26 protein-coding genes are annotated in these 23,543 nt (G+C 66.7%); 12 read left to right on the top strand and 14 right to left on the bottom strand.

Annotated features, from left to right (window positions below; all coding sequences use genetic code 11):
- Positions 1 to 140 precede the first annotated feature (140 nt).
- The 6 genes from ACIPVN_RS09935 to ACIPVN_RS09910 all read right to left on the bottom strand — a co-directional run bounded on the left by ACIPVN_RS09935 (position 141) and on the right by ACIPVN_RS09910 (position 6,636).
- On the bottom strand, positions 141 to 902 hold the full coding sequence (locus ACIPVN_RS09935; RefSeq protein WP_400442511.1) for a GIY-YIG nuclease family protein: 762 nt from the start codon (positions 900 to 902) through the stop codon (positions 141 to 143).
- 36 nt (positions 903 to 938) lie between these two features.
- Complete coding sequence (locus ACIPVN_RS09930) at positions 939 to 1,322, bottom strand: hypothetical protein (RefSeq protein WP_400442509.1); 384 nt, start codon at positions 1,320 to 1,322, stop codon at positions 939 to 941.
- Positions 1,319 to 2,128 (bottom strand): metallophosphoesterase, encoded by an 810-nt coding sequence (locus ACIPVN_RS09925; protein ID WP_400442507.1) that lies wholly within the window; start codon positions 2,126 to 2,128, stop codon positions 1,319 to 1,321. The genes ACIPVN_RS09930 and ACIPVN_RS09925 overlap by 4 nt, the downstream gene beginning before the upstream one ends.
- 153 nt (positions 2,129 to 2,281) lie before the next feature.
- A complete protein-coding gene (locus ACIPVN_RS09920; protein WP_400442505.1) occupies positions 2,282 to 2,662 on the bottom strand; it encodes a hypothetical protein in 381 nt (126 codons plus the stop codon).
- Positions 2,663 to 2,689: 27 nt separating this feature from the next.
- Positions 2,690 to 4,054 (bottom strand): hypothetical protein, encoded by a 1,365-nt coding sequence (locus ACIPVN_RS09915; protein ID WP_400442503.1) that lies wholly within the window; start codon positions 4,052 to 4,054, stop codon positions 2,690 to 2,692.
- A complete protein-coding gene (locus ACIPVN_RS09910) occupies positions 4,051 to 6,636 on the bottom strand; it encodes an N-6 DNA methylase (RefSeq protein WP_400442501.1) in 2,586 nt (861 codons plus the stop codon). The genes ACIPVN_RS09915 and ACIPVN_RS09910 overlap by 4 nt, the downstream gene beginning before the upstream one ends.
- 182 nt (positions 6,637 to 6,818) lie before the next feature.
- Between ACIPVN_RS09910 and ACIPVN_RS09905 the strand changes: the two genes are divergently transcribed.
- Positions 6,819 to 7,064, top strand: a complete 246-nt coding sequence (locus ACIPVN_RS09905; RefSeq protein ID WP_400442499.1) for a hypothetical protein — start codon at positions 6,819 to 6,821, stop codon at positions 7,062 to 7,064.
- A gap of 12 nt (positions 7,065 to 7,076) precedes the next feature.
- A complete protein-coding gene (locus ACIPVN_RS09900) occupies positions 7,077 to 8,573 on the top strand; it encodes a deoxyguanosinetriphosphate triphosphohydrolase family protein (RefSeq protein ID WP_400442497.1) in 1,497 nt (498 codons plus the stop codon).
- A gap of 12 nt (positions 8,574 to 8,585) precedes the next feature.
- Here the strand turns inward: ACIPVN_RS09900 and ACIPVN_RS09895 are convergent, their stop codons facing one another.
- From ACIPVN_RS09895 to ACIPVN_RS09885, 3 genes are all read right to left on the bottom strand, one after another.
- Complete coding sequence (locus ACIPVN_RS09895) at positions 8,586 to 9,716, bottom strand: ImmA/IrrE family metallo-endopeptidase (RefSeq protein ID WP_400442495.1); 1,131 nt, start codon at positions 9,714 to 9,716, stop codon at positions 8,586 to 8,588.
- Positions 9,713 to 10,492, bottom strand: a complete 780-nt coding sequence (locus ACIPVN_RS09890; protein WP_400442493.1) for a hypothetical protein — start codon at positions 10,490 to 10,492, stop codon at positions 9,713 to 9,715. The genes ACIPVN_RS09895 and ACIPVN_RS09890 overlap by 4 nt, the downstream gene beginning before the upstream one ends.
- Positions 10,493 to 10,659: 167 nt before the next feature.
- The gene (locus ACIPVN_RS09885; protein WP_400443349.1) at positions 10,660 to 11,058 is read right to left on the bottom strand and encodes a YbfB/YjiJ family MFS transporter; all 399 of its coding nucleotides are present in this window, start codon (positions 11,056 to 11,058) and stop codon (positions 10,660 to 10,662) included.
- Between ACIPVN_RS09885 and ACIPVN_RS09880 the strand changes: the two genes are divergently transcribed.
- From ACIPVN_RS09880 to ACIPVN_RS09870, 3 genes are read left to right on the top strand one after another with little or no spacing between them, the layout of a single operon-like run.
- Positions 11,011 to 11,286 carry a DUF952 domain-containing protein gene (locus ACIPVN_RS09880; RefSeq protein WP_400443378.1) on the top strand — a complete coding sequence of 92 codons (276 nt, stop codon included), beginning with the start codon at positions 11,011 to 11,013 and terminating at the stop codon, positions 11,284 to 11,286. The genes ACIPVN_RS09885 and ACIPVN_RS09880 overlap by 48 nt on opposite strands.
- A 38-nt stretch (positions 11,287 to 11,324) precedes the next feature.
- On the top strand, positions 11,325 to 12,320 hold the full coding sequence (locus ACIPVN_RS09875) for a hypothetical protein (RefSeq protein WP_400442491.1): 996 nt from the start codon (positions 11,325 to 11,327) through the stop codon (positions 12,318 to 12,320).
- A 9-nt stretch (positions 12,321 to 12,329) separates the two neighbouring features.
- On the top strand, positions 12,330 to 13,541 hold the full coding sequence (locus ACIPVN_RS09870; RefSeq protein WP_400442490.1) for a GTP pyrophosphokinase family protein: 1,212 nt from the start codon (positions 12,330 to 12,332) through the stop codon (positions 13,539 to 13,541).
- Positions 13,542 to 13,905: 364 nt separating this feature from the next.
- Here ACIPVN_RS09870 and ACIPVN_RS09865 read toward each other — a convergent pair whose 3' ends face one another.
- Both ACIPVN_RS09865 and ACIPVN_RS09860 read right to left on the bottom strand, forming a co-directional pair.
- A complete protein-coding gene (locus tag ACIPVN_RS09865; RefSeq protein ID WP_400442488.1) occupies positions 13,906 to 14,217 on the bottom strand; it encodes a hypothetical protein in 312 nt (103 codons plus the stop codon).
- A 94-nt stretch (positions 14,218 to 14,311) separates the two neighbouring features.
- Positions 14,312 to 14,797: a MarR family winged helix-turn-helix transcriptional regulator gene (locus ACIPVN_RS09860; RefSeq protein WP_400442486.1), complete on the bottom strand. Its 486-nt coding sequence runs from the start codon at positions 14,795 to 14,797 to the stop codon at positions 14,312 to 14,314.
- Between the two features lie 85 nt (positions 14,798 to 14,882).
- Between ACIPVN_RS09860 and ACIPVN_RS09855 the strand changes: the two genes are divergently transcribed.
- The 3 genes from ACIPVN_RS09855 (at position 14,883) to ACIPVN_RS09845 (ending at position 17,572) form a co-directional block, all read left to right on the top strand.
- Entirely contained in the window at positions 14,883 to 15,674 is a 792-nt protein-coding gene (locus ACIPVN_RS09855) for an SDR family NAD(P)-dependent oxidoreductase (protein ID WP_400442484.1), read from the top strand.
- A gap of 66 nt (positions 15,675 to 15,740) precedes the next feature.
- Positions 15,741 to 16,538 carry a siderophore-interacting protein gene (locus ACIPVN_RS09850; RefSeq protein WP_400442483.1) on the top strand — a complete coding sequence of 266 codons (798 nt, stop codon included), beginning with the start codon at positions 15,741 to 15,743 and terminating at the stop codon, positions 16,536 to 16,538.
- A 44-nt stretch (positions 16,539 to 16,582) separates the two neighbouring features.
- Entirely contained in the window at positions 16,583 to 17,572 is a 990-nt protein-coding gene (locus ACIPVN_RS09845) for an aldo/keto reductase (protein WP_400442481.1), read from the top strand.
- A 37-nt stretch (positions 17,573 to 17,609) separates the two neighbouring features.
- On the opposite strand, the gene ACIPVN_RS09840 is transcribed toward ACIPVN_RS09845, so the two are convergent.
- From ACIPVN_RS09840 to ACIPVN_RS09830, 3 genes are all read right to left on the bottom strand, one after another.
- Positions 17,610 to 18,596 (bottom strand): hypothetical protein, encoded by a 987-nt coding sequence (locus tag ACIPVN_RS09840; RefSeq protein WP_400442479.1) that lies wholly within the window; start codon positions 18,594 to 18,596, stop codon positions 17,610 to 17,612.
- Entirely contained in the window at positions 18,593 to 19,213 is a 621-nt protein-coding gene (locus ACIPVN_RS09835) for an RNA polymerase sigma factor (protein WP_400443347.1), read from the bottom strand. The genes ACIPVN_RS09840 and ACIPVN_RS09835 overlap by 4 nt, the downstream gene beginning before the upstream one ends.
- Positions 19,214 to 19,401: 188 nt before the next feature.
- The gene (locus ACIPVN_RS09830) at positions 19,402 to 19,614 is read right to left on the bottom strand and encodes a hypothetical protein (RefSeq protein WP_400442477.1); all 213 of its coding nucleotides are present in this window, start codon (positions 19,612 to 19,614) and stop codon (positions 19,402 to 19,404) included.
- Positions 19,615 to 19,800: 186 nt separating this feature from the next.
- Between ACIPVN_RS09830 and ACIPVN_RS09825 the strand changes: the two genes are divergently transcribed.
- Genes ACIPVN_RS09825 through ACIPVN_RS09810 form a run of 4 tightly spaced genes read left to right on the top strand, consistent with a single transcriptional unit; the run spans position 19,801 to position 23,525 of the window.
- Positions 19,801 to 20,712, top strand: coding sequence for an ABC transporter ATP-binding protein (locus ACIPVN_RS09825; protein ID WP_400442475.1), 912 nt, complete (start codon positions 19,801 to 19,803; stop codon positions 20,710 to 20,712).
- Complete coding sequence (locus tag ACIPVN_RS09820) at positions 20,709 to 21,527, top strand: ABC transporter permease (protein ID WP_400442473.1); 819 nt, start codon at positions 20,709 to 20,711, stop codon at positions 21,525 to 21,527. Before ACIPVN_RS09825 ends, ACIPVN_RS09820 begins: the two co-directional genes overlap by 4 nt.
- A 10-nt stretch (positions 21,528 to 21,537) precedes the next feature.
- Positions 21,538 to 22,824 (top strand): sensor histidine kinase, encoded by a 1,287-nt coding sequence (locus ACIPVN_RS09815; protein ID WP_400442471.1) that lies wholly within the window; start codon positions 21,538 to 21,540, stop codon positions 22,822 to 22,824.
- Positions 22,821 to 23,525 (top strand): response regulator, encoded by a 705-nt coding sequence (locus ACIPVN_RS09810; RefSeq protein WP_400442469.1) that lies wholly within the window; start codon positions 22,821 to 22,823, stop codon positions 23,523 to 23,525. Before ACIPVN_RS09815 ends, ACIPVN_RS09810 begins: the two co-directional genes overlap by 4 nt.
- Positions 23,526 to 23,543: the final 18 nt, after the last annotated feature.

The raw sequence follows: 23,543 nt of genomic DNA, 5'->3' as shown, positions 1-23,543 counted from the left end.
CTCTAGTTGGAATCACAGTTACGTACGATCCATCCACAGGGAAAACGACAAATCGCTGTCCGACAATCGACATCCTGTGGAATGAGCGTCCGGCGTGTCGTCGATGTCGCACGAGCACCCGAAGAGGTTCGTCCTCGACGTCAATCCGGCAGGTCGACGGGGGTCAGTGAACCCCATTGATCCACGTCGAGGCGGTGGATCTCCTCAATGACGCTGTGGCGGGGGAGCGGAGGGTCGCTGGATGCCAGACGGGTGAGAAGCGTGTCTATCCGCTCGGTCGGGATCCCCTTGCGGCGCGCGTCATCGATGGCCTCACCGACAGCCGGGTCGAGCAAGTCTGTTGTCATCAAGAGAGTGACGGCATCTAGTTCCGTGAAACGTTCCGCCGCTTCGTCGACGCTCATGTCGGCTGCGAAGAACGGTGCGTCGTCGTCCCAGATGATCTCGAGGTCGGTCTTGCTGAGCCGGGAACCGAGGCTGTTCTTGAAGTCAGCGATGAGTGTCGTCCCGAACGCCGTGTGCTTGAGTCTGGCGTGCGTCAGGTCTTGGGAGAGCGCGCTACCCCAGCGGGTACGCAGCAGCACGGTGATGTCGCGCTCAGCCGTGGGGTGCATGAGGGGCACATCGTCCGCCGCTTCCGCGATGATGGTTTCAATCGCGCGGCGAGGTGTGACGCGGAAGAACTCACGCCCCGTGTTGTCTCGGAACTCTGCGAGTGCTTCATGAACGGCTCGTTCGAGCTTCAGCGGGTCACGCGATGGTTGCGAGAACAAGACGACGAACGGGGCGGGAACGCCCGTGGTGTAGAGCTGCTTGGCGCGATCTTCCGCTGTGCCAGTTGTCATGCCAATCTTCACCAAGCCGGCCATCGAGCAGTTGTGGAGAACGTAGACGGCGCCCATGCGGTCACCCTATCTCTGCTCGTCTCTGCCCGGCTGCTAGCTGCTCCATGCCCACGCGTCATGGTGGGCTTCACGCAGGACATCGTCCAGCTCGCCGGCGCTGAGTTGTTCGACAGCGCTGGGCAGCTTGTTTCCGTCCTCGTCTTTCAGTCGACCGTTCAGCCACTGTGCCCAGGTCCACCTCGACCGTGTGCCTGTGCTGAGGACCTGGAGCACCTCTGGCAGCCCCGCCACCACTCGTCCATCGGCCACTTGGAAGGCGGGGTAGAGCACAGCGCCGTCATTCGTCACTACCTCGAGGATCCGGAGCGACGCCGCAGCCTCCGTAACGTCGGTCTCCGTCCACCTGAGAACCCGGGCTAGTGAGGCGGATGTGTAGCAGGGGCCGACGATCCGGGCCCAAGGGTCCTCGTCGGTCATCTCCCGGCGGCTTCCCGGATCTGGCGGAGCGTCGGCGTCTCGATGCGCAGGGTCTGCATGTCGAGAAACCCGAGGTTGCCCTGCTGTCCGTCCTGACCGAGGCTTGCCACACGTAGCCCATCGTCGGTCTGGCCGCCCCCGGGTGCGTGCATGTGGCCGTGAATGAGAAGCTCCGGGTACACGATGTTCCACACCTTGGCGACTCGCGCGCGGGATGTGGCCGAGTCCCGAAGTGCGTCATCAGGGAAGCCCATCGGGTTCGCGCGCAGAATCTGCTGTACCGCGCGCACCGGCGTTCCCGCCGGCGGCTCGTGGGTGAGCATGAGGTCCGCAGCACCGCCGGCGACGGCCGCCTTCACGTGCTCACTGGTGATCTCTTCGTCCTTCCAGTAGCTGAAGCCCTCCTGGCGCCATGCCCTGTCGACGGATACCGCGCCTCCAAGCGAGAGGACGCTACGGCCGCCGATGGTGAGGCGAGCAGGCCTCGGCAGAATCCAAGTGATCTCGGAGACCCGAACGGCTTCGCCAGGGTGCGCGTCGAGCAACGGCGTGATCTGGCCCCAGGGCTCGTGATTGCCGAGCGTCACGTAGATGCGCTCGACACTGGTCCCGGCGAAGGCCTCGTCCGTGGTGTCTGGGTTCATCCACCAGTCACCCAGTTGCAAGAGGGTCGCGACGTCCGGGGCAAGCGCGTGCACTGCTCGGGCGAGGGTGTCCAGCCAACGGAAGTTTCCGTGGACGTCGCCCACCACGGCCACGCGCTCGTCAGTCAGTTCGATGCCTGTAGCGCTCTCTAAAGCTCTCACGTCGTCCTTCCGTCTGCGCAAGCATAAGGCCTTGTGTGCTAGGCCGAAAGGGCACGGCGGTTAACGACGGTGACAGCGCGATGCGGGCAGCAATCTCGAACCGAAAGGAATACGATTCTGAGGCCTTCGCGAGCTGCTGCCCGGTTCTAGCGGCTACGCAACAGGTGTCGGGGTCTGGGTGACACGCGCCACACAGCTCGCGCGGAAGACAAGGCGGTCGAACCCCTCCTCGATGGTGCCCCCGACTGTCTCGCTGAGCACCTCCACCGCGGTCACCTCCCAGCTCTCCCGCTCTTTCGCCACGCGAACGGCCTCAGCAATCAGCGCCTCGAGTGGAACGGCAGGGCTCAGAGCGCGGAAGGTGGCTACCCTGCCCGCCAGCTTCACGTGATTGGATGCAGTCTCCGCGTACCGAAACGCGACATCGAACTCCTGGCCGCCATCGGACCACCGGGCGCCGAGTGCTGTCGTCAAGAACTCTCGGAGCTCGGTGGGCGCGTCACCAAACTCCGCGACCACGCGCGTGTGAAGCATGGCATCAACCTACCGCCGACCCCCGCGCTACAGCACCAGGAGGTCGTCGACCAGGGTCTCCGCGCGTTCGCGGTGCTCCTCCGCCTGCCGGAGTAATTCATCTGCTGTCGCGAGTGCGGCGTTGAGGGTTGCGACGAAGGCGCGTTGGTCTGGAAGGGGAGGCACCGGAATGGGCGCTCCGGCGAGTTTCGCCGCGCCGATGTGCCAGAGAGACCCGGACGTTGTCGTTGCCCGCCGCCGCACGTATGCGCGGCCCGCGTCGCTGTTCAACCAGGCGGCAACGAAATCCGGGTCGACGAGCGTCCGGTCGAGCTGAACGCGGATGATGCTGTTCTGGATGATGACCAGGTCGTCATCTCCGCGCCACACTGCTGCTCGTCCGACTTCCTCCTCGGAGTTGCCTTCGACGACGAGCAGATCACCGTCCCGGAGACGCAATCTCTCCACCGTTGCCGGCGTCGCCGCCATGGTGCGGACGTCAGAGAGGTCCACGCGACCTTTCTGCACGTTCGCGGCGCGAAGATACCGTGTGTGTGTTCCCGGAGCGTCGGAGCCTTTCCTGGGGATTTGCGTGCCGAGCCGGATATCGCCGAGGTCCGCGAGCGGATGAAGCGGATAGGGGCTCGTGAGGGTCTCGATGGAGGTGGCGACATCCCAGCGGTCGAGCGCCGCGAACGACACGATGGCGGCCTTCCCGGTATCCGCGACTGCTGCCGCGGCATGCGACGTGCCCTGCTCGAACTGTGCCCAAGCGGCTCTGCGGTGCGCGTGCGCGGCCATCTCGGTGTCGAGCGCCGCTTGACGAGCCGCCGCCACGCCCGTGACCAGTGTGTGCTGCACATCTGTCGGTGGGAGGGGCACGGTCATCCCGGTGAGCTTGTTCGCGCCGATGTGGAACAGGCCGCTCGTCGTCGTCGCCATCGACCTGATGTACGCGTTGCCGGCGCGAGAGTTGAACCAGGTGACGAGGTAGTCCAAGTCCAGGTCTTCTGCCGTCACCCGTGCGCGCACCACACTGTTCTGGTGCACGCAGTCGTCGACGCTGCCGTCCCACCGCGCTGCACGCCCGACCTCCGTGATAGAGCCGGAGCCTTCCACGAAGAGCAGGTCACCGTCGTGCAGCGTCAGCTCGCGCGCCTGCGATTCAGACAGGTACATGGTGCGAACGTCGGCGGTGTCGACGTGGCCCCGCCTGACGTTCATCGCGCGCAGGTAGGGGCGCTTCACGCCCACCGGTCGGGAGCCCTTCCTCGGTACCTGTAGGCCGAGCCGGACATCGGCGATCTCCCCGAGTGTTGCCGTCGGATATCGGAACATCGTGGGGGCAATGGTCGACGGTGGATCCCACCGGTCGATGTCGGCGAACCGGATCTGCTGGACCACCGCACTCATGATGCAGCCTTGAAGCTGTTCCACGCGGCGAGGACTTCGGGGAGGTCGTTGGGGACGTGCTCCCCGGTGTCACCGGTCGCCGTGATACCGACAGAGTCAGGCGTCGCCATGAACACCGGATAGTCGAAGGCTTCGCGCACCTGCTTCCACAGCTGGCGCGAATACTCGTCATCCAGTTCCCGGAGCCGGGACCGCAGCGACGACAAAGCGGCCTTCGTCTCCGGTGCCTTCGCCGCTTCGGACGTGTAGCGGCGAAGCAGGTCTGTCGTCGCCTTCCCGGGTGTTCTCGCCCAGCGCAAGGGGCGGAGGACGGTCCGCGGACCGCTGCGGACCAAGCCCGTTTGCGGTACCGATGCGGCTTCGAGGACGGGAGTGGCGCCGACGGTGGCAAGGTCGTCGACCAGCTGCTGCAGGTGCGCGTCGCCGCCGGTGAGGACGTGAGGGAGAGCGTCAGCGATGGCTGCGTCGCGAGTCTGGATGTGGGTAGGTCCGAGCGTCTTTTCGGCGTCCGTCCACACCCTCTCCCACTCTTCGGTATCGGCCTGTGTGAACTTCTCGAGGACAAGGATGGAAGCCGTCACCGACGCCCCGGAGAACTTGAACGTCGCCGCAGGGAGGGAGACGACAGCGCGCAGGAACGCCCGTCCCTCCGCCCACCGGCGCAGCCAGGACTGGGAGGCTGCGTTGAGGTTACCGTTCGGGAGGACGATGCCCACCCGGCCGCCGGGCTTGAGAAGTCGGAGGCACCGTTCGAGGAACAACTGCTCGGTCTTGCGGGACTTGTTGCCTCTGCCGATCTCGTACTGCTCAAGGATCGGGGCACCGTAGGCGGCTTTGACGCGCGCGTGTGATGCTGCCCACTCGTCTCCGTAACGCTCTTCGAGGTCTGCGAGCACGCGCTTGTCGCTGGGGACTTGCGTCTCCGGAGTCGCGCCAACCAACTGAGCGGTCGTGACCGTTGCACCGAACGGCGGGTTGGTGACGACGACGTCGAAGCGCCCTTCGAAGACGCCATGCGTATCGACGAGCCCGTCATGCCAGTGGATGCCGCCGTGACCGTCGCCGTGCATAATCATGTTCATCTTCGCCGTGCGCGCCGCACGCGGCTCCTTGTCGGTGCCGAAGATGCCTTCCCAAGCAAGCCGTCCCATGCGGGTGTCGACGCGCTCACCGTGCTCCCCGGTCGGTGCGAGTTGCGCCGTCAGCGCGGTGACAGCCTCTGCGACGCGGGCATCGTACTCGGCGAGGACCTTCTCGTCCGTGGTGTCGACGGTGCCATCGGGGGTGGTGGCGTAGTCGGCGGAGATTCTTTCGATGGCCGCCTCTCGCTGCCGAGTGACGTCCGCGGTGATGGCTTCACGAATGTGCTCGAAGGTGCGGATCAGGAACCCGCCGGAACCGGAGGCGGGGTCGCAGATGAGTTCGCCTTCCTGTGGATCGAGCATCTGGACGATGAAGTCGACGACCGGACGCGGCGTGAAGAACTGTCCGAGTTCTCCCCGGAAGGTGCGACCCAGGAACCGCTCGAAGGCGATGCCCTTGATGTCTTCTCCGGTCTTGGACAGATTGAAACGCTCGAGCTTGGCGACGATCTCTCGGAATGTGGCCACGGAGATGTCCAGCTTGTCGTCCGGCGGGAACAGCTCGTCGGCGGAGTAGTGGTCCTTGGTCTGCGCGAACATCGCCTCGTGCGCCGACATGGAGTGCGTGCCGTTGAAGCGGACCCAGTCATCGAGGTAGCCGGTGGTGAACGTCTGGTGCGCGCCGGTGCGCTCCTTGTCCAGCTTGATGAACAGGACCTTGGAGATCGTGTCGAACGCGCGGTCCGGAGTCATGGCGTGGTTGTCACGCAGCAGCGTGTGGCATTCGAAGAGGACGCGCTGGAACTGCTCTCGGTCGAAAACCTCGAGCTGGTTGACCAGCTCGTTGAGCCGTTGCGCATCGTCGAGGTCCGCGAGCTTCGGCCAGTCGTTGATCTCACGGGAGGAGCCGGGCATGCCCTTGGTCACCTCGTAGACGACGGACGTGCTCTCGTTCGCCAGGATGAGAAAGCGTGCCCCAGCGGCGCGCGCGTACGAATCGCCCTGCCAGAAGTCGGCGGTCTGCACAGCGCCCGTTCCCGCTTTTGTCTCGACGACGAGGACGGGTTCCGCGTTCTGCGCCTTGTCTTGGACGGACGCCCAGACGACGATATCGGCGCGGGGAGCACGGCGGCCATGGACCGTGCGCAGCTCCTGACCCATCTGCTCGAGGGCGTAGCCGCCCTCCATATGCAGCTTCCTCAGCCATTCCTGACGGACGCGCTCTTCTGGTCGGTTCGTCGCATCGACCCACGTGCCGCGCAGCGGCAACCACAGAAGGGCGCCGTCCTCGTGGATGCCGTCGGATGTGAACGGGGTGGCAGGTGCTGACGGCATAGCGTCCAGGCTACGGCAGGGCTTCGGGTCGCCGAGCTCATCGGCCATGCAGCTCGTCGTGTCTTCGATGTCTTCCATATGAAGGTCATGCGCGGTGCCGACGAAAAAGATGGCTGCAGCGCCGTCGCTGTTCTTGCACACGGTTTTGTTGACGTCGTCGCTCACGTTCTCCCGTACGTACTATCAAGTTTGTGGTTATCACTACAGCCAATGTCTCCGGTCAGCGGTACGCTGAAACAAGAAACGGCGAAGATCCCCACAATCGCATCGCCGCGGCCGCCCACCAGGGAAACGGCGCTGCCGCGTACATCCACGGGGAACGAGTCGTACGCACAGAAAGAGGAGCCATGCCCGACGCTATCGAGTACATGCCTTACGACAAGCGCATCGAACGACTCGAGCAGATCACGGAGCGCATCGTCGAACTACTGAAGTCGTACAACGCCCCCGTGGCGCTGAATGAGTTCCTACAGAAGGTCGCGCAGACCTACCGGCTGGCGATGTCGCAGGTGAAGTATGGGCTGACCTACGCGAAGTCTTCCGGCCGCGTAACCGTCGACGCGGGCGCTATGGTCCGTCTCGGCGCAGCCTGACCTGCGGTTTCGATGGGGCACCTCAGCGATCTGGGTTTGACTCTTGACCAGTCCGGGTCGCTCGTTGTCGAAGCCCGCCGCGCGCAAAGATATGGGCGGGAGATCCCGGGGACGGTGCGCGCAGGCGACAGCCGGACAGAAACCGAACGTGACCGCGGTCGCGTGGCGTACTCGCCATACCTGCGCCGTCTCGCCGGGGTCACTCAGGTCATCTCCCCTGACCTGACAGCCGCGAGGATGCACAGCCGCGCCTCGCACACGCACAAGGTCGCCCTCGTCGCGCGCGAGCTTGCCGAAGCGATCTCCCGGCGCGCCCAGCAGGATGAAGAAGTCGCCCGCGTCATCGCCGCTCACGGGGGTTTGGATGTTCCTGCATGCGAAGCCGCGGGGCTCGCCCATGATCTGGGACACCCACCCTTTGGCCACGCGGGCGAGCAGGTGTTGGACCGCCTCCTTCGCAGCGGCGGGGTGAAAGACGGTTTCGAGGGCAACGCGCAGACGTTCCGCATCGTCACGCTTCTCGACGACGAACGTATTCGGCGTCGCGGCATGGACCTGACGAATGTGACCCTGAACGCGATTCTGAAGTATCCGTTCCAGCGCCCGGCCCAGAAGGCCAGCGACCTCTCCACGAAGAAGTTCGGTGTCTACACCTCGGACCTGGCGACGTTCACGCGCGCGCGAAAGGCGCTCTTCGAGGACAACCCCTCCTCAAAGAAGCAGTCCCTCGAGGCGTCCATCATGGATCTTGCCGACGACATCGCGTACGCCATCCACGATCTCGAAGACTTCGCCGCCGCCGGCGCCATTGACATGGCGCGAGTGCTGTCGGACCTGCGTGATGCGCTGAACCAGATGGGCACCGGCCCTCGAGCTTTCGAGGAATCGGAGGGAACCGACCCGTTCACGGTCGAGGCGGCGAGCCTCCGACGCCATGAAGGGGTCTTCGACGATTCGGCATACTCTCAGGCCCTGATCTCCACGCAGACGTTGTTCACCGAGGCTTTCAGCGATGTGTCAGAGCTCGACCATGTCGTTCTCTCGCAGTTGAAAGAGTTGTTGAGCGAGCGCATCACGAGTTTCTTCAAGAACCTTGTCGTTTCGAACACGCTGGACTCGGACGATGGTCCCGCGGTGCGGTTGGCGAAAACTGACTGGCACAACATGCAGGCTCTTAAGGTGATCACCCGCAGGTACCTCATCGCTACCCCGCGGATGGGGACGATTCAGCGGGCGCAGACGAAGACTATCGAGCGGTTGTTCCGTGGGCTGACAAGCTGGATCAAGTCTGCCCCCGACATCACTTCGCTGCCCAACGGGCTGCAGGAGACCCTTGTCCTAGGCGGAGTCAAACTCCCCAAGAAGCCTGTCAAGAAGCTCTCGGAGGAGCAGCTCCGCGCCGTCGCTGACTACATCTGCACGATGTCGGATGCCGAGGCTGCCCTCCGTGCGGATTGGTTCTCCGGCCGTGTGATCCCCGGCATGGCCGCGGACGTCGCGACTATCTGACCGCAGCCGCGCCTAGGCTCGCGAGCGGGTCAAGAGCGGTATGACGTTGGCTGGTCGCGCGTCGTCGGGGGCAGTGGCGTCCGGTGACTGCGGTGTGCGCGAGGTGGCGATATCGAACAGCTCGCGGGGTGCTCGGGCTTGGTCGATGAGAGCATCACGGACGATGCCCGCCGACGCGAGCAGGTCGATGGACGTGGGAAGCATGGACGGTTGCTCGGGGGCGGTGACGAGACCGGGTTCTTGGCGTCGCCACCCTCGTTGCGTCAGAGTGATGACCGCATTCCGATAGGTGACATCCCCGATGGTGCCCAGGCGGCGCGCCCGGAACAGCAGAGCCTGGATGCTGACACCCCACTGTTCTTTCAATGCTCCCAACCTGTCCCATGCGCGCGCGTTCATCGACGTCGGGAGAAGGTCACGCAGCTCCGCAGCCGGCATCAGCAGCTCGGCGGCGAAGCGGTTGGCCTGGTCCTCCACGGTCCGCCCCCCAGGTTCTGCGTCCCGGTGCATCACGAGGTGCCCGAGCTCATGGGCGATGTCGAAGCGTTGCCGGTAGTAGTCGCGCTTCGTCGGGTTGAGGACGACGATAGGGCGGGAAGACGACTCGAAAGAATATGCGTCGACCGCAGATGTCTGCGGCGGGCTGAACACGACGAGCACCCCGTGGGCCTCCAGCAGACGCACCATGTGCTTCATCGGCCCCGCCTCGATGCCCCACTCGTGACGGAGCCTGCGCGCAGCTTCCTCCGGTGCGGTGGTGTCATCGTCCGCGGCCACTTCCAGGGCCGGGATGGTCACCTCAGGGAACTCCACGTGCTTCTCTACCGCCTCCGCGACGTCGACCGCCAGCAGCCCGTACGCGAACGCTTGGTCACGGGCCCGCTGGCTGGTGGAGCGCAGGGACCGGAAGTGGGGGACAGCGCTGTTCTGGCCGGTGGATGTGCCCCGGGGGCTGAAAAACTCCGGGGTGACGCCCAGACTCATCGCCAACTCCGCGACGTTCGCCGGAGTCGGGCGCTTCGTCCCTGACTCCCAGGCGGCGACGGCGGTTGAGCTCTTGCCGAGACGGGCAGCGAGGTCGGTCTTACGCAGGCCTTCGAGCTGGCGGGCGAGAGTGAGCCGTTCCGGAGCGAACAGCGTCACTGGGCGTTCTCCGCGGCGTTCGTGCGCAGGCGCACGGCCACATCGGGTTCGTCAACCTGCGGCGGAACGACTCCGGGCATCGGGCGGCTGCCGGACACCCCGCCATTGCCGTCCAGAAGGCTCTCGGTCCAGTACCAGGGGTTGCCTTCATCGTCGTTGTAGCGGGAGTGACCGAGGAGGAGCTCGCGCTCGGATGTGGTCAGGTTCAGGGCATGGCCGAGGACGAGCGTGGGTATGGTGATGAGTGGAAGCGCGTCCTGGGCGGCAAGATCTTCCCTCGCCTGGGCAGGCAGCATGTGATCCAGGAGGGTGACGGGGGTGAAAACCCCCGGCGCCTGTCGGGATACTGCCTGCACTGTCTTGGTCGCGCTGGTCCAGTCGATCTTGGCGTGCTCACCCAGGTCGAAGGCATGCGTGATGAACCGGAACCCGCCCACACTCCACCCGTTGCTGCCGTTCAGGTTGGAGCGAGTGACGGTGCCGGCTGAGATGACGGGCATCGAGGCTTGCACACGGTCCGACAGCCCGTCGAACACGATGTCCAGACCTTCGAACTCCATACCGGGTTCGACCTCGTAGTCACCGCAAGAGAAGACGCGATCCATCCGGTCGGCGAGGACCTCGTACCGGCCGACTCCCGCTGTCAACGCACCATAACCGGCACCCCGAGTGAAGTCTTCAAGAATCTGCTCGCAGGCGGCGTCGAAAGCCCACGCGATGCCGGGGGCAGCGCCGGTGCGGTGGAGGGCCTGCAGTACCTCGTCACGGGTTATCACGTGGCCAGAGTACACCCACAACCAGTAATTGTGTTGTCATTGGCAACCATAACGGCGTGTCGCGCGTGCCATCGCGTGGCCGGTGAGGGAACGCGAAGGTGCACCAGAAAGCCCGGTACGAGGGCGTCGTTGGCTTCGTGCCGGGCGGCTTGTAGCGTCCAGTGCCGTCAGTCAACGGCTTTCGGTGGGCGCTGGAAGAGGACCACGATGCCGGCGGCGAGGAGAAGTGCCACCGACAGCCAAAGCCCTCCGGCGATGCCCCACGTGCTGTCGGAGATCGCGCCGGAGATGACCGGGCCGACCCCTTGACCGATGGAGAAGGCGACGGTGAGAGCGGCGATCCCCGAGGTCCATGCGGATGCCGGGAGCGTGCGTTTGGCAACGACTGTCGCTGCTGTTGGGCCGGCCATGAACCCGCTTCCGAAGATGATGGCCGAGACGAGTGCGCCGAGGAGTCCCGGCCAGATCAGCACAGGGATGACCCCGATGATGACGACCAGGGTGACAACAGCGGGGAGATGAGCCGCGGGTTCGGCGAGTATGTCGTGTCGACGCGCGGAGAGCACCTCGACGTCGTCGGGTTCATCCACGCGACCACAGCCGAGGGCGTTGCGGAGGCTGCGGCGAAGAGGTACGGCGACCTCTCCCTGCCGCTACTCGACATCGTCATCGATGTTGAGGCGCTCCAGCGCGAGGGTGTGGAGGTTGAGTGGGTCGATGGCGCTCCGAGGATCCTCGGTGCGTTACCGATGTCACCGAAGGTGATCCGGGCTGAGGCTCTTCTCCCGCGCTGAGCCGCGGTGTGATGCCGGGTCGCTGCCACACTGGACAGATGTATGACATCAACTGGTTGCTGAGTTCGGTCGCGCAAGCGTCCGCGGCGATGATTGCCATCGTCGGTGGCCTGCTCGTGACACGCTACGTCGGACTACACGCGGAGCAGCAGGCAGCTAGCCGTCGTCTGACCGATCTCAACGCGCGTTCCACTAACGCGCGTCGTCAGATGGATGCGGACCTACGTGAGGTGAAAGAAGTTGAAGCGGCCGACCTCGTCAACGATGAACGAGTGTTCGCGGCCATTGTCGACGCTGACCTTGCGCTCCCTGTTGAGAGGGTCTTTCCTGTCACGGGAGATGACCCCGTCGACTACGTCGAAGAAGCGGTGCAAGGTCAACTCGATGCCGTCACAGCGCAGATCAGAACCGCATACCGCACGCTGGTACCGCTCATTCCCGACACCGTCCAACAGGACGACTGGGCCGACTTCCGTGGCACGCATCCCGCGCTCCCCGTCCATCATGCGAAGGCATGGGCGTGGGTGTATGGCCAGGTGAGTGGGCGGAAGAAGAGTCAGGCTGCGAAAGCCGGGGATCCGCTGACTCACATCGCGTTCGTTACGCAGCAGCCGTACGCGACAGAGCCTCCTCAGATTCGAGTGGACAATCAGCTGGTGCGCGACATGCTCACATCTCGGATCGCTGGCGCGAAGAAGGATGCGGAAGAAGCGGAACTCGGAGCGGTCCTGGCATCGAAAGCGTACGAAGCCACCCGGCAGCCTGAAGGGTTCGGTCTGGCACTGCGTGTCCTTCGCACGCTCGCACTCTGCGGTGTCGTGCCACCGGTACTCCTGATGGCGTTCGGCGGGGACTGGTGGTACCCGTGGCCGTCGGTAGCGGTCACGCTGCTGTTCTTCGTCGGTTTGGGTACCCTGCTTCGGTTCCTCTTCGTGTACGCGAGCTTCCTCCAGCAGGGGGGACACTCCGAGCTTCCGACCACCGTCCTGGGGCTCTTCTCCAAGGACAAAGAGCCGTCCGCAACCTCCAAGTAGCCTTCGAACATGCCCCGCAAGCCTGTCACCCACGTCGATCCCTACGCGGACGCCGTAAGCCGGTTCAAGCAGCAGCGACCGGCGTACGTCAAGCTCGCGAGAGAGCTTCCGAAGGTCGTCGAAAAGCGCCTGAAAAGACATGGACTTGTGCACTTTCGGATCGAGGCCCGCGCGAAGAAGCTGAAGTCGTTCAAAGCCAAACTGGCCGGGGATCCGCGACGGCAGATCGAGGACCACGTCGGAGTGCGAGTCCTCCTCTTCTTCCGTTCTGACCTTCCGCTCGCCGAGGAAGTGTTCGAGAAGCTTCTCATCATCGACCCGTCCAGCTATGTCGACAAGTCAGAAGGGCACGCCGATGACTCGTTCGGCTACCGCAGCGTGCAGTTCGTAGGTAGGACAAAACAGGGCGGTTGGGACAGCGAACCCGGCGACTTGGAAGCCATGGCACCGAGGATGGGTACGAAGATCGAAGTTCAGCTTCGCACCATGGTCGAACACGCATGGGCTGAGGTCGAACACGACTTTCGGTTCAAGATCGGACGGGACAAGCTCTCCCCGGAGATCAACCGACGCTTCGCACTGACTGCCGCCCTCCTGGAGCAGGCCGACACCAACCTGGACAGCATCAGGACGGAAATCGACAGCGACGCAGTGTTCCCTGCTGGAACGTCGCGCGGCATGGATCTGTCCCAGTCCGAGCTGCGACGCTTCGTGCAGTACAACCGTGAATCGCTTGCCCTCGACCGTCGAGTAGCGAGCGCGCTGGACCTTCCGATTCGAAAGTCGCTGAAAGCGACTCGCGAGATCACGCACGCGTCGATGAACGCGGGATGGCGAACGTACGCTGACCTGGTTGAGGGAGTGAAAGAGCACGGGGGTCTCGGGCTCAGGCTCGCCATCGCATGCGCAGATACCTCCCGTTCGCTGATCCTCCTCGACTACGACGACTTTGAGACTGCGCGGGCGTTCAAAGGCGTGGGCCTCTACTGGACGGCCATTGCAGCAACCGTGGTGGATCCCCGACCTGACATGAGCGATCTACCGATGAACCTCGCCATCACGCCTTACCGCTTGGCTGAGTTCCGCGACGTGGCCACGCACCTTCGCGACCACCCAGGACAGTCCGCGCTGGAAGTGCGAGACATATACCGGCCGCAGGCGGCACCGGTTGGCGCTCGAAACCCGGATGCGTTCTCGCCCATTATCTTCCCGACACTGTAACCGGCAACGTCTCCCTGGGTGGAGGCGAGGATAGACCTTGCAGTTCGACGGGGGCTCACCGAACGGCCCGCGGAGAGGGTCCGGGGCCGCCGACCCGAGGCCGCTCGACATCCGCGGAAACTCAACGATTTCCGGGCCCCGTGGAAAATCGAGGCCCTTAGCGTGGAAAGCGCTTGGAAGCCCCTTCTGCGAGCCCTACTCCCGACTGGGATCGCGGATTTCATGAACCCCCCCACAGCGAGTCGAAAGGCCCGGTTCCCTTTGGGGAGCCGGGCCTTTTTCGTTCCCGCGGGGCGTTCTCGTCGGGTGCGAACTCCCTCGAAGAGCGTCGTCCAAGACGGCGGAGATGCCCTCGGCGGCGGGCCTAGCGTGCGCTCAGCGTGAATGCCAGAACTGTGCCCAGAATCGTGCCGATCAGCAAGGCGACGCCCGCCCAACCGACGATCACGGCGCGTTCTCGGGGGTGCCGAGAGGCATGGAAGCCTGCCCCGATCCCACCCGCGAGTGCTGTCCCCATGGTGACGAAAGCCACCGCAGCCTGCACGCCGTAGTCGGGAGCGGGCGGCGCGGGGTCTATGAGGGCAATCGCGAACCGGAACGTCGCCACCAGCGCGAGGAAGAGCAACGAGACGACCGCCATCGCCGCGATCAAGAACCATGCTGTTGCGGAGCGCATCCTCCCATCATGTTCATGAGCGTGTCGGAGAGTTCCGCGCGTCTTCGAACAGGGGGTCGCTCCCGGCGGCGTCATGTGAGAGCTCCGCGTCTTCCTATGCCGGACTCCACACTCCGCCCGGCCCTGCGGCTTCCGCGACCTTCCGACTGATGACCCCCAGCTGCCGCGCCTGGGCGGCGGTGAGCGTGTCGAACACGAGGCGACGGATGAGGGCCTGGTGGGCGGGTGTCGAATCGATGACCACTTGCGCACCCGCATCGGTGAGGATGCCGAGCGTGAAGCGTCCGTCGCCGGGATCGACCTCGCGGCGCACCCAGCCCTTCTTCTCGAGGCGGGAGACCGCGCGCGACAGCCGAGACAGCGTGCAGCTGGCGTAAGCGGCGAGGACGCTGAGCCGCAGGGTGCGCTCGGGTGTGCGGTGCAGGGCGAAGAGGATGCCGTGCTCGAAGTGGGTGAGGCCGCTGTCGCGCTGCAACTGCGCGTCGAGGGCGGTGGGCAGGCGCTCCAAAAGGGTGGCGAGCGAGGCCCAGATCGCGAGCTCGTCGGTGCTCAGTCCGTCGTCGGGGTGCGTCTTCGGCATGCCCTCACCTTAGACCGATATGACTTGCTCAGGCAAGTCAAACACGATACCGTTACTTGCTCAAGCAAGTGAAAGGACATCGACCATGGATTTGCGACTCGCCGGCAAGAAGGCATTCATCAGCGGCTCGACCCAGGGGATCGGCTACGCCGTCGCCGCAGCGCTCGCGGCAGAGGGCGTGCAGGTGACGCTCAACGGTCGCGACGCCGAGCGCCTCGCCAGCGCCGTCGAGCGGCTTCGGGCCGAGCATCCGCAATCCCACCCGACCGGACTCGTCGCCGACTTCGCCCGGCCCGACGAGGTCGCGCGACTGCTCGCCGGCCTCGGCGACGTCGACATCCTCGTCAACAACGTCGGCCTGTTCGGACTCGCCGAGTTCGCCGCCGTCACCGACGACGAGTGGTCGCGCTACTTCGACGTCAACGTCATGAGCGCCGTGCGCCTGTCGCGACACGTTCTCGGCGGCATGCTCGAGCGCGGGTGGGGGCGCATCGTCTCGATCAGCAGCGAGTCCGGCGTGAACGTTCCCGCCGACATGGTGCACTACGGCGTGACCAAGGCGGCGTTGATCGCGCTGAACAACGGCCTCGCCAAGCTCACTCGCGGCACCGAGGTGACTGTGAACACGGTGCTCGGCGGACCCACGTACTCCGACGGAGTCGCCGCGACCGTGGCGGCGGTGGCCGAAGCGCAGTCGTTGCCGACCGACGCGATGAAGCAGGCGATCATCGGCCAGAACGCCACGACCCTGCTCGAGCGATTCCTCGACCCGACCGAGATCGCAAGCCTCGTCACGTATCTCGCGAGTCCGGTGGCCTCGGCGACCAACGGCGCCGCCCTGCGCGCCGACGGGGGAGTGCTGACCGCGATGCTGTGATGTTGCGCCCTCACCCCTCGCATCCCGGGCAGACTGGAGGGAACGCTCGACACTCCGGGAGATGTAATGACCGACCAGCCTCGTAAGCCACCCGCACAAGCAGTCCTCGCCGTGCAGGAGGTCGAACAGGTCAGTCCCGATCTGATCCGGATCACTGCCGGCGGCGACGGATACGACGACTTCAACGACAACGTCTACACCGACAAGTACGTGAAGATCCTCTTCGCGGATCCCGCGCACGGACTCACGCCGCCGTACGACCTGGCGCAGCTGCGCGAGGACAGCCCCGAGAAGCTGCCGACCCGCCGCACCTACACGGTCCGTTCGGCCGACCCCGAGGCGCGCCTGATCGTGATCGACTTCGTCGTGCACGGCGACGAGGGCGTCGCGGGCCCCTGGGCGCGCCGGGCGCAGCCGGGCGACACCTTCGTCCTCAGCGGTGCCGGAGGCGGGTACCGTCCCGAGCCGTCGACGCCCTGGCATCTTCTCGTCGGCGACCACACGGCGCTGCCGGCGATCTCGTCGGCGATCGAAGCGATGGATTCGGATGCCGTCGGCCACGTGCTCCTGAGCGTGGCCGACCCGTCGGACCGGGTGCTGCCCGCGGCACCGTCCGGCGTGACCGTGCGCTGGACCGAGACCGACGACGAACTGCTCGGCGCGCTCGCGGATCTGCCCTGGGAAGAGGGAACCCCCGGGGTCTTCGCCCACGGCGAGCGCGGCACCATCAAGGAGGTGCGCGCCGTGCTCAAGCAGCGCGAGGTGCCCCGCGAGTCACTCTCGATCTCGGCGTACTGGGCGCGCGGCCGCGCCGAGGACCAGTTCCAGGCGGAGAAGCGCGAGCCGATCGGGCAGATCGAGTAGCGCCGCCCGGCATCCGTCCCACACCCACGACAAGGAAGAACCCCATGATCGAGCCCGGTGACCACGTACGACTCGGACGATCGGGGCTGCGCATCTCGCCCGTCGTGCTCGGATGCATGAGCTTCGGCGCGCCGGATCGCGGCGCGCACGGCTGGTCGCTCGACGAGGAGTCGAGCCGCCCCCTCATCCGGCAGGCCCTCGAAGCGGGGATCACGACCTTCGACACCGCCGACGTCTACTCCGACGGTACGAGCGAGGAGTTCGTCGGCCGCGCGCTCGGCGACTTCGCCCGCCGTGACGAGATCGTGCTCGCCACCAAGGTGCACGGACGCATGGGACCCGGTGCGAATCAGGCCGGCCTCAGCCGCGCGCACATCCTCTCGGGCATCGACGCGAGCCTGCGGCGTCTCGGCACCGACTACGTCGACCTGTACCAGATCCACCGGTGGGACCCCGAGGTGCCGATCGAGGAGACGATGGAGGCGCTGCACGACATCGTGCGCTCAGGCAAGGCGCGGTACATCGGCGCCTCGTCGATGTGGGCGTGGCAGTTCGCGAAGGCGCAACACGTCGCCGTGCAGAACGGATGGACCCCGTTCGTGTCGATGCAGGACCAGTACAACCTGCTGCAGCGCGAGGAGGAGCGGGAGATGCATCCCTTCTGCCTCGATTCCGGGGTCGGGGTGCTGCCGTGGTCGCCGCTCGCGCGCGGCCGCCTGACCCGCGACTGGGACGAGACGACGAATCGCTCGGGCAAGGATGCCTTCGGCGCGACGCTCTACCACCGCGAGGAGGAGTCCAACCGGGCGATCGTCGAGGCCGTCGCCCGCGTGGCATCCGATCGCGGCGTCTCCCGCGCGCAGATCGCACTCGCCTGGGTCGCGCAGCAGTCTGCGGTCACCGCGCCGATCGTGGGCGCCACCCGTGCGGCCCATATCGACGACGCGGTCGCGGCCGCCGGCATCCGTCTCGAGCCCGCCGAGATCGACGCGCTCGAGAGCGCCTACACGCCCCGCGAACCCGAGGGTTTCTGACGCGCGGATCGGTGAGCATGCGCACCCTCCCCGCGCGCTACCGCACGTCCCAGAGCGTGTAGCCGGTCACGCCTGCCGGAATGAAGTCGAGGGGCTCCGTGAGCTCATCCTCGGTGCCGACGATCCGCCCGGTCTCGCGCGAGACGAGCACGGTGAGCCGGTAGAGCGGGTTGAACGGTTCGGCGACCTCGAGGCCCACCACGTCGCGCCCGAGTCGATCGGTCGTCCGGCCGAGCACGGTCACGCCGCCGGCGTCGACGAGCATGTCGAGGAGCGTCGCGTGCTGCGCGTCGGTGAGGGTCCACTGCGACATCAACGAGACGATGGCCGCCCCGAGTTCTCCCGACGTCGGAGCTGGATCGTCGCTCAGATAGGGGGCGAGCGCGGCCTCGAGCTCGTCGCGACTCGACCCGTCGAGGGCCGCCGTCGCCGGCGGGATGTTGAACTGCTCGGGCGTCATCGTGACGCGATCGATCAGCTCCCCGGGCTCGTAGGGGCTCTCGCGGAGGCCTTCGGGCCGTTCGCCGTCTTCCCAGTAGGGTTCTCCGGCGACGATCGTCGTGACGCCGCCCTCGTCGAGCGTCCAGTCGATCGTGACGTCCTGCGGGATCACCTCGATGTTCTTCTCCGACATGTCGATGCTCCACCCCCACGTCACGAGTTCGACGTGCGGTGCCTGCGCCGGCCCGTCGCCGTCCGCGAGCGCCGCGTGAGCATCGGCGAGCACCGCGTCGAGCGGCTCGGCGTCGGTGTAGACGAGGGGCGGCGGGGTGAGGGCGACCGCCCGCTGGTCGGGGGCGAGCACGTTCACGGCGATGAGCGCGACGATCGCGCAGGCGGCGACGGCGGTGGTCAGACCGGCGGCCCAGATCCCGCGACGGTGCGGCGCTCGCCGCGGGGCGATGTCGCCGCGGATGATCCGCTCCCGCAGGGCGATGTCCTGGGCGCGCAGCGCGGTGTCGCGGGCGGGCGATGGGTGTGCGAGTGCGAAGAGCTCGTCGAGCCGATCGTCGGTGAAGGTCATGCATCCACCTCCTTCGCCTCGAGTTGCCGACGCAGTTTGGCGCGCGCCCGCGTGAGCGTCGTCCAGACCGCCGACGCGCTGCACCGGAGCACCTGCGCCACCTCCCCGGCGCTCAGCTCGTCCCAGTAGGTGAGCACGACCACCTGGCGTTCGCGCGCGCTCAGGGTGACGATCGCCTCGCGCAGGGCGAGGGCCTCGAGCGGATGCAGTGCGCCGGACGTCTCCTGTAGGCCACGAGTGAGTGCGTCGATCGCCCGGCGCTTCGAACGATCGCGCCGGGCGGCGTCGCGCAGCTTGTTGTCGGCCGTGCGGATCAGCCAGGTGATCCCCATCGGGTTCTCGGGCTGGAGCTTCTTCCACGCCACGACGAAGACCTCGGCGGCGATCTCCTCGACCTCGCTCCGGTCGTCGAGGAAGCACGAGAGATGGCGCCGCACCCGGGGCAGGTGCTCGTCGAACAGGATGCGGAAGGCGACGGCCTTGCTCGGCCCCGCCGGTGCGCCCGACGCGCCCGTCGCTCCCGAACGGGTGGCGTGAGCCTGTTCGCGCGCGATCCGGTCATCGACCTCCGCGAGCACGATGCGCAGGCGCGCGCGAGGGTCCGATCGCAGACGCATCGCCACCCCGCTCCGTCTTCTCGCTGCTCCCTCACCGTACCGGGAAGGAGTACTCGTGCGCCCCGCGTCAGCCCCTCGTCGGGGCGCACGAGCCGGCCCCCCGACCTTCAGTATCGGTCGGCGGCGCGGAGCCGCGGCATCCGCTCTTTGGCTCGAACCGACGATTCCTTACACACTTCTCTTGCGGGTCATGCGCGCCGATCGATCGCGGTGAGCACGACGTTGCCGATCGTCGCGACGACGACGATCGAGAGGCCGAGGAAGAAGACGGCGACGAGCAGGGTCGGCACCGGTTCGGTGTCGATCAGCGGATGCCGGAGCGTCCACAGCCGCACCACCACGGCGGTCGCCACCGCCCCGAGTCCCAGCACCAGCAGCATCACCCACACGAGTCGTTGCACGGTCTCCCCCTCCGCGAGCGACGCTACAGCGCGGGTCGCGCGCTCGTGCGCCGCTCTCTTTGCGCGAGCGAGGGATTCCTGACGCGCCTGTCCGAGGGCATCCTCCGCAGGTCGTACGCCGGTCGTCCGCAAGACGGTACCTGCGGCGGATGCGGTGGAGTGGCAGCCGCTCGTAGCGTGGAGCACATGATCACAGCAGAAGGCCTCACGAAGAGGTTCGGAGACAAGACGGCCGTCGACGACGTGTCGTTCACGATCAAGCCCGGAACCGTCACCGGCTTCCTCGGGCCCAACGGTGCCGGCAAGTCGACCACGATGCGGATGATCGTCGGGCTCGACCGCCCCACGTCGGGCCGCACGACCGTCGGCGGCCGTGAGTACCGCAAGCTCGGGGCACCGCTCACCGAGGTGGGCGTGCTGCTCGACGCGAAGGCCGTGCACACCGGCCGCACCGCCCGCAACCACCTGCGTGCGATGGCGGCGACCCACGGCATCCCCGCATCGCGCGTGGATGAGGTCATCGAGCTCGCCGGCATCGGATCGGTCGCCCGCAAGCGCGCCGGCAAGTTCTCGCTCGGCATGGGGCAGCGCCTCGGCATCGCATCGGCGCTGCTCGGTGACCCGCACACGCTCATCCTCGACGAGCCGGTCAACGGTCTCGACCCGGAGGGCGTGCGCTGGGTGCGCCAGTTCGTGCGGTATGCGGCTTCCGAGGGGCGCACCGTGCTGCTCTCGAGCCACCTGATGAGCGAGATGGCGCAGACCGCCGACCACGTCATCGTGATGGGGCGCGGCAAGGTGCTGGCGGATGCTCCGCTCGAAGACCTCGTGCGGGCGTGGACCACGAACCGCGTGCGCGTGCGCACCCCACACGGTGCGGCACTCGCCCAGCTCGTCGCGGGGCCGGACGTCGAGATCGTGAGCACGGCACCCGATCTGTTCGACATCACGGGCCTGCCCGCCTCGCGCATCGGCGACCTCGCCGCCGAGCGCGGCGTCGCCCTGCACGAGCTCACCCCGACCACCGGATCGCTGGAGGACGCGTACCTCGCGCTCACCGGCGAGGCCGTCGAGTACCGGACGAAGGAGATCGCATGACCGCCCCGGCCCTCACCCAGCCCCGCGCCGCCGCACCGCACCAGGTCGACACCCGCTATCGCTTGACCTTCGTGCGCGCGCTGGGCGGCGAGTGGATCAAGCTCACCACCGTGCGCTCCACCTGGTGGTCGATCGCGATCGCCGCGGCCCTCACCATCGGCATCGCCGTGCTCTTCGCCTCGGCCGTCGACATGCCCGGCTTCGAGCCGATCCAGGCGGTCGTCTCGCCGATCCAGTTCACGATGCTGCTCGCCGGCATCCTCGGCGCCATCGCGGTCACCGGCGAGTACTCGACGGGCATGATCCGCTCGACGCTCACCGCCAACCCGGGGCGTGGATCGGTGCTGGCCGCCAAGTCGGTCGTGCTCGCGGTGTTCCTCTTCGTGTCGTCGCTCGTGATCTTCGGCATCACGGCGGCTGCCGTGTCGGCCGTCGTGGCGGGTCGCGATCAGAGCATCGACTGGTCGGACTTCGACCTGTCGTTCGGTCCGATCCTCACGGCGTCGCTCTCGATGGCCGTGTTCGCACTCATCGGTGTCGCGTTCGGATTCATCCTGCGCTCGGGCGCCGGCGCGATCGCCGCAACCGTCGGCCTGCTGTTCGTGCTGCCGATCGTGGCGAGCATGTTCTCGATCGCCGGCGAGGCATGGAAGTGGGTGTCGGATGCCGGGATGTACCTGCCCTCCGCGGCCGCGCAAAGCCTCATCCTCTCGGGCGGACCGCTCGAGACGCCCGTCGCGTACCTGACGCTCGGCGGCTGGGTCGTCGCGACGCTGCTCACGGCGTGGGCCGTGCTGCGCACCCGCGACGCGTAGAGTCTGGCGAGTGATCACGACGCGCAGCCGCAGCGCCTCGACCCGGGCCTCGGTCCGGGAGGACGAGGAGCTGCGGCTGCCGCGTCCGCCGGGGGTTCTCCGGCGCTTCTGGGCGAGGCATCCGATCGTCGCCGACGTGCTGGTCGCGACGATCTGCCTGATTTTCACGCTCACGCCGGCGAGCGGATTGCGCTCTTCCGTGCCGGACCCGGCGGGCATGGTGCTCGCGATCCTGACGACCGTCGCCGTGGTGGGCACCTGCGCGAGCCTGTTCTGGCGTCGCCGCCACCCGTTCGTGCCGTTCGTGCTCACGTTCTCGCTGCAGGGTCTGTTCGTGATCGGGCTGCTTCCGGGCGGGACCCCGCTGATCCTCGTGACGACGTACGCGCTCGCGGTGTACCGCTCGTCGCGGGCGGCGTGGATCGGTTTCGGGATCGGTCTGGCAGCGCTCGCCGTGTGGGGCGGAGGGTTCGTTCTGCTCGCCGGCCTGGAGATCATGGATGCCGCGAACGCTGTGATCGGCGCGGCGGTCTTCGGTCTGATCGGCACCCTCATCGGTGTGAACGTCGGCGGGCGCAAGCGCTACCTCGATGCGATCATCGACCGGTCGCGGCAACTGCTGGTCGAACGCGATCAGCAGGCGCAGCTCGCCGCCGCCGCCGAGCGCGCGCGTATCGCCCGTGAGATGCACGACATCGTCTCGCACTCGCTCACCGTGATCGTCGCGCTGTCGGAGGGGGCGGCGGCGACGGCCGATCGCGAGCAGGCCCGCGCCGCCTCGACCGCGACCGCCCAGACCGCTCGCACGGCCCTCACCGAGATGCGGGCGATGCTCGGGGTACTGCGCGACGACACGAGTCCTCTGCCGCTGGCGCCGCTCACCGCCCCGTCGCCCGAAGACACGGTGGCAGCCGCGCAGCGCGCCGGGTACCCGATCAGCCTGGCAGCGTCGGGGACGCCCACGACGTTGTCCGCACCGATCGATCACGCGCTTTCACGGATCGTGCAGGAGGGCGTGACGAACGCCATGCGTCACGCGCCGAGGGCGACCGCCATCACGGTGCGCGTGGAGCACCGGGCGGATGCCGTGCACGTCGAGATCGTGAACGACGGGGCGACGGAGCCGGGCGATTCCCCCGGCTTCGGGCTGCGCGGTCTCGACGAGCGCGTCGCGCACGTGCGGGGCACGATCACGCACGGGCCGGTCGACGGCGGACGATGGATGCTGCGGGCCGAACTCCCGCTCGTAGATCCCGGATCGGATCTCGAATCCCCTCTCGCACAGGAGGACGCATGACCGAGAAGATCAGGGTGCTGCTGGTCGATGATCAGCAGCTCATCCGTCTCGGGTTCCGGATGGTTCTGGAGGCCGAGGACGACATCGAGGTGGTCGGCGAGGCCGGCGACGGCGAGGTGGCGATCGCTCAGGCCGCGGCGCTGCAGCCCGATCTCGTACTCATGGACATCCGGATGCCCGGGCTCGACGGCATCGCCGCGACCGAGCAGATCGTGCACCGGCATCCGCAGGCCCGCGTTCTCGTGCTGACGACCTTCGATCTCGACGAGTACGCGTTCGGCGCGATCCGCGCGGGGGCGAGCGGTTTCCTGCTCAAAGACGTGCAGCGGCACGAATTGCTCTCCGCACTGCGCGCGGTGCATCGCGGCGACGCGGCCCTGTCGCCGCGGGTCACGCGGATGCTGCTGCAGCACGTGACCCCGACGCTGGGCGTTTCGCCCGCCTCAGCGGCAGCGGTGGAGGGCGTCGCCGACCAGGCAGATGCGGCCGCGTCTCTCGTCGCGTCGCTCACCGACCGTGAGCGCGACGTCTTCCTCGCGCTCGCCCGAGGCCTCAGCAACGCCGAGATCGGCGACAGCCTCTTCGTGACGGAGTCGACGGTCAAGACGCACGTCGGCCGTGTGCTCACCAAGCTCGGTGCGCGCGACCGCATCCATGCCGTGATCCTGGCGCACCGGGCGGGACTCGTCGTCGGCGACTGATCGAAGGTCTCGGCGGAT

Source organism: Microbacterium sp. NPDC090003, assembly GCF_044748385.1.
Classification (GTDB): Bacteria; Actinomycetota; Actinomycetes; order Actinomycetales; family Microbacteriaceae; genus Microbacterium.
The sequence above is the reverse complement of the archived record's forward strand: the minus strand, read 5'-3'. Positions and strand labels throughout refer to the sequence as shown.

Excerpts from the sequence above, each read along its gene's own strand:
- ACIPVN_RS09935 (WP_400442511.1), bottom strand. The coding sequence starts at position 902 with ATGGGCGCCGTCTACGTTCTCCACAACTGCTCGATGGCCGGCTTGGTG.
- ACIPVN_RS09930 (WP_400442509.1), bottom strand. The coding sequence starts at position 1,322 with ATGACCGACGAGGACCCTTGGGCCCGGATCGTCGGCCCCTGCTACACA.
- ACIPVN_RS09920 (WP_400442505.1), bottom strand. The coding sequence starts at position 2,662 with ATGCTTCACACGCGCGTGGTCGCGGAGTTTGGTGACGCGCCCACCGAG.
- ACIPVN_RS09915 (WP_400442503.1), bottom strand. The coding sequence starts at position 4,054 with ATGAGTGCGGTGGTCCAGCAGATCCGGTTCGCCGACATCGACCGGTGG.
- ACIPVN_RS09905 (WP_400442499.1), top strand. The coding sequence starts at position 6,819 with ATGCCCGACGCTATCGAGTACATGCCTTACGACAAGCGCATCGAACGA.
- ACIPVN_RS09900 (WP_400442497.1), top strand. The coding sequence starts at position 7,077 with ATGGGGCACCTCAGCGATCTGGGTTTGACTCTTGACCAGTCCGGGTCG.
- ACIPVN_RS09880 (WP_400443378.1), top strand. The coding sequence starts at position 11,011 with ATGAGCCGCGGGTTCGGCGAGTATGTCGTGTCGACGCGCGGAGAGCAC.
- ACIPVN_RS09875 (WP_400442491.1), top strand. The coding sequence starts at position 11,325 with ATGTATGACATCAACTGGTTGCTGAGTTCGGTCGCGCAAGCGTCCGCG.
- ACIPVN_RS09870 (WP_400442490.1), top strand. The coding sequence starts at position 12,330 with ATGCCCCGCAAGCCTGTCACCCACGTCGATCCCTACGCGGACGCCGTA.
- ACIPVN_RS09865 (WP_400442488.1), bottom strand. The coding sequence starts at position 14,217 with ATGCGCTCCGCAACAGCATGGTTCTTGATCGCGGCGATGGCGGTCGTC.
- ACIPVN_RS09860 (WP_400442486.1), bottom strand. The coding sequence starts at position 14,797 with ATGCCGAAGACGCACCCCGACGACGGACTGAGCACCGACGAGCTCGCG.
- ACIPVN_RS09855 (WP_400442484.1), top strand. The coding sequence starts at position 14,883 with ATGGATTTGCGACTCGCCGGCAAGAAGGCATTCATCAGCGGCTCGACC.
- ACIPVN_RS09850 (WP_400442483.1), top strand. The coding sequence starts at position 15,741 with ATGACCGACCAGCCTCGTAAGCCACCCGCACAAGCAGTCCTCGCCGTG.
- ACIPVN_RS09845 (WP_400442481.1), top strand. The coding sequence starts at position 16,583 with ATGATCGAGCCCGGTGACCACGTACGACTCGGACGATCGGGGCTGCGC.
- ACIPVN_RS09840 (WP_400442479.1), bottom strand. The coding sequence starts at position 18,596 with ATGACCTTCACCGACGATCGGCTCGACGAGCTCTTCGCACTCGCACAC.
- ACIPVN_RS09835 (WP_400443347.1), bottom strand. The coding sequence starts at position 19,213 with ATGCGTCTGCGATCGGACCCTCGCGCGCGCCTGCGCATCGTGCTCGCG.
- ACIPVN_RS09825 (WP_400442475.1), top strand. The coding sequence starts at position 19,801 with ATGATCACAGCAGAAGGCCTCACGAAGAGGTTCGGAGACAAGACGGCC.
- ACIPVN_RS09820 (WP_400442473.1), top strand. The coding sequence starts at position 20,709 with ATGACCGCCCCGGCCCTCACCCAGCCCCGCGCCGCCGCACCGCACCAG.
- ACIPVN_RS09810 (WP_400442469.1), top strand. The coding sequence starts at position 22,821 with ATGACCGAGAAGATCAGGGTGCTGCTGGTCGATGATCAGCAGCTCATC.